Annotated in this window: 6 protein-coding genes; all 6 read right to left on the bottom strand. The window is 34.3% G+C overall.

From position 1 onward, the window contains the following. Positions 1 to 99 precede the first annotated feature (99 nt). Positions 100 to 498 (bottom strand): type II toxin-antitoxin system VapC family toxin, encoded by a 399-nt coding sequence (locus tag EHQ58_RS01765; protein WP_135621625.1) that lies wholly within the window; start codon positions 496 to 498, stop codon positions 100 to 102. After that, on the bottom strand, positions 482 to 760 hold the full coding sequence (locus EHQ58_RS01760) for a FitA-like ribbon-helix-helix domain-containing protein (protein ID WP_135621624.1): 279 nt from the start codon (positions 758 to 760) through the stop codon (positions 482 to 484). Before EHQ58_RS01760 ends, EHQ58_RS01765 begins: the two co-directional genes overlap by 17 nt. Positions 761 to 1017: 257 nt before the next feature. Beyond that, positions 1018 to 1419 carry a DUF1801 domain-containing protein gene (locus EHQ58_RS01755; RefSeq protein ID WP_135621623.1) on the bottom strand — a complete coding sequence of 134 codons (402 nt, stop codon included), beginning with the start codon at positions 1417 to 1419 and terminating at the stop codon, positions 1018 to 1020. A gap of 217 nt (positions 1420 to 1636) precedes the next feature. Further along, the gene (vapC, locus tag EHQ58_RS01750; RefSeq protein ID WP_135621622.1) at positions 1637 to 2041 is read right to left on the bottom strand and encodes a type II toxin-antitoxin system tRNA(fMet)-specific endonuclease VapC; all 405 of its coding nucleotides are present in this window, start codon (positions 2039 to 2041) and stop codon (positions 1637 to 1639) included. Beyond that, positions 2038 to 2268: a type II toxin-antitoxin system antitoxin VapB gene (gene vapB, locus EHQ58_RS01745; protein ID WP_135621621.1), complete on the bottom strand. Its 231-nt coding sequence runs from the start codon at positions 2266 to 2268 to the stop codon at positions 2038 to 2040. The genes vapC and vapB overlap by 4 nt, the downstream gene beginning before the upstream one ends. Before the next feature lie 284 nt (positions 2269 to 2552). Then, positions 2553 to 3196 (bottom strand): hypothetical protein (locus EHQ58_RS18675; RefSeq protein ID WP_167883502.1); only part of this gene is annotated, 644 nt, incomplete at its 5' end.

The raw sequence follows: 3196 nt of genomic DNA, 5'->3' as shown, positions 1-3196 counted from the left end.
ATGCCAGAAGGGGAATTTGCCGTAGGCCGAGCGAGGGCTTGTCCCGAAGCGTAGCGTTAAGTCGCTGTTATGCGCAGTGATTTTGGTGCGAAAAGTAAATTATTTACTCCAGTATTCAATTCTTAAATCAGGAATCATTGAGAAATGTTTTTCATTATTAGTAACTAAGGTATAATTTAAAAATAAAGCCGTTGAACCGATTAGAAGATCGAAGTCGTCAACGGTATTTCCTTTTTTCTGTAAAGTGGCCTTTACTTCTCCGAAGGTTTCAACAATTCCTTTCGTCAATTCAATGACCGGAAAAAGTTCTCCAATTCTATATACAGTAGCAAGATTTTTCTCTCTACTTTTTGATTTCTTCGCACCAAAGATAAGTTCGCCATAAGTAATTACAGAAATAGATTTCGATATGTTTTTTTTCTCAATAAGATTTTTTTGAACTATTTCATTACCTTTTAGGCTATAGATTATGATATCTGTATCAATCAAATAACTCATCTGTTATCCTAGATCGATTTTTTTTTGATCTTGAAGATCTAATGTCTGAAATTATATCTTTTGCGTTTTTGTTGTCGTGCCAAGAGTTTGTAAGTTTAAGAAACTCTAGCGTTTGAAGTTCGCTTTCCAGGTTATCTCTTTTTAGATGATTTTCGATAATCATGACAACTTCCTGACTTACCGAACGATGCTCTAGTTCTGCTCTTCTTTTTAAAGATTCATAAAGTCTGTTATCTATGTCTCTGACCTGTAGATTTGCCATTTTGGTAATCGTAAGGTAAATTCATGAGTATGCAAGCATTTTTCATGCATATTTTTAATTAATTTTAAAAACATTACGCATAACAAACTAGGCTATACGGCGTTGTCCGTAGCTGAGCATCGCAGAGTCGTTAGTATCTGCGCGCCTTCTTGCATCGCAAGAAGCGTGACGGAGGACAATGTGCCTTTAGGCCGAGCGAGGGCGACAGTCCCGAAGCTTAGCGTGTTAGCCGCAGTTATACGAAGTATCGGCAATTTTTAAATAATATTCCTAGTTGCATCAACCCATTGAATTATTAAATTATTTATATTTTTCTTGCTTTTCTTGATTTCTTCAATTGATTTAAAGGTTATTATAGCTCTATCATTCTCTTTCCAGAGCAATAAGCCTGTCTCATCTATTATTATTCTAGTTGGTGGTTGCTTTTTTACTTTCGCACCTCTATGGAATATTAATTGTAATTGTTTAGGTGGCTGAATCCTCATTGTTACCCTATCTTCATTATCATATAAATAATTCGGTCCATTCCATTTTATATTTTCTTGTAGTGTAATCTTGGTTTGAAGTATAATTTTTCGTAATTCATTGATTTCATTGATAAGCGGATGATTCAAATTATTTAGAAAAGTAGTTACTTCCTCGTTTAAAGCGTTTTTCATTAAATTATCCTTTTTAAATATTTTTCATTGGCGATCTTTCGCATAACGAACTAGGCTATACGACGTTGTCCGTAGCTGAGCATCGCAGAGTCGTTAGTGTCTGCGCGCCTTCTTGCATCGCAAGAAGCGTGACGGAGGACAATTTGCCTTTAGGCCCAGCGAGGGCGACAGTCCCGAAGCTTAGCGTGTCAGCCGCAGTTATACGACGGTCTGTAACTTACAAAATCCAATTTTCGATTTTTATGTTTTTTATTCTTTTGAATTCTCTTTCATTATTTGTGACAAGAGTATAATCATTAGCTATTGCTTGAGATGCAATGAGTAAGTCATAAGGACCGATCATCTCACCTTTTTTCTCCAATTTGCATCGAATAGAAGCCGCGATTAAAGAGGAAAGGGAATCGAACGGAATGATATTCAAGTATGCTAGAAAATCATTTAATATTGCTAAATTCTTTTCCGATTTTTGACTTTTTTCAACTCCATATCTTAGTTCATATTCAGTGACACTCGAAATAAGAATATTATCTAAGCTTACTTTCTTAAACTTTTTAAAAACTGAATCAGGTTTCTGGTTTATAATATATATGCAGATGTTCGTATCCAACAAGAATTGATTCATAATGGATTTCTATTTTCAATACTTTCGGGTTGATTTCTTTCGATAGAAAACTCCTCAGGAAAACTGTTTAATGATTTCCATAATCGATCTACGGCGTCATCGATAGGTGAGATGATTACAGAATTCCCATCTTTTCTAATATAAACTTCCTTTCCTTTAAATCTAAATTCCTTAGGTAGTCTTACAGCCTGGCTATCACCATTTTTAAATAATTTAGCTCGATTCATATATATAAAGATATATATATTTATATAAAAGTCAATACCTTAATTTTTGTTTTTTTTTACTGCTTTTTATATAGTGTTACCCATGTCCAGAGGCATACATTTTTTGCATGGCGCATAACGAACTAGGCTACACGACGTTGTCCGTAGCTGAGCCTCGTAGAGGCGTTAGCGTCGGCGCGTCTTCTTGCATCGCAAGAAGCGTGACGGAGGACAATTTGCCTTTAGGCCGAGCGAGGGCGAAAGACCCGAGCGGGGAGTGTCAGCCGCAGTTATGCGTCGTTACTTTAAGTTTTGAAATTCTCCAAAAATTCTTTAAATTTCTGTGAATCCAATACCTGTATTGCATTTTCAGTTCTTCCCTTCGGTATTACACGACTTAAATATTCCACAGAAGTTTGAGGAAAAAATTGGTTTTGATTTGAAGAATAAACAATTTCTTTGAGTGGTATTACATTTAACTCTTCAGAGTATGGCAATTCTTGACAGGTGAATGGAATATAATGTTGAAAGAAGAATCTTTCATACTGTATCCAGCAAATAAATTTAGGATATTTTTTTTCACCAATATTTTCGTATATCTCTATGAATTTATCTTTGCACGTTTCATCATTCATTCCCCATATGAAGAATTGTTGACTTTTCAAGATTACTTTTCTTAAATTTTTATCTCCATTAAGTAAAGTTATAGCTTTGCCTATTTCTTTTTTTTTCGTTCTGGGAAAAGTAGATAAACTCATTTTTAGGAGAGCAAAATAAATATCAATATTTCTTCTTTCTGGGTTTAATGTCTCAAAATGGATTCGATGGTTTTCATGGTCTATTTTTTTAACTTTTGTCGTAATAATGGTTTCACTTTCCACTTTCTTTATTTTAGTTTCAGAATCTTTATAAGTTTTTGTTCCAAATATACTTTTAAAAAACAACAGAA

This window comes from Leptospira ognonensis, assembly GCF_004770745.1.
Lineage (GTDB): Bacteria > Spirochaetota > Leptospiria > Leptospirales > Leptospiraceae > Leptospira_A > Leptospira_A ognonensis.
The sequence above is the reverse complement of the archived record's forward strand: the minus strand, read 5'-3'. Positions and strand labels throughout refer to the sequence as shown.

Excerpts from the sequence above, each read along its gene's own strand:
- EHQ58_RS01765 (WP_135621625.1), bottom strand. The coding sequence starts at position 498 with ATGAGTTATTTGATTGATACAGATATCATAATCTATAGCCTAAAAGGT.
- EHQ58_RS01760 (WP_135621624.1), bottom strand. The coding sequence starts at position 760 with ATGGCAAATCTACAGGTCAGAGACATAGATAACAGACTTTATGAATCT.
- EHQ58_RS01755 (WP_135621623.1), bottom strand. The coding sequence starts at position 1,419 with ATGAAAAACGCTTTAAACGAGGAAGTAACTACTTTTCTAAATAATTTG.
- vapC (WP_135621622.1), bottom strand. The coding sequence starts at position 2,041 with ATGAATCAATTCTTGTTGGATACGAACATCTGCATATATATTATAAAC.
- vapB (WP_135621621.1), bottom strand. The coding sequence starts at position 2,268 with ATGAATCGAGCTAAATTATTTAAAAATGGTGATAGCCAGGCTGTAAGA.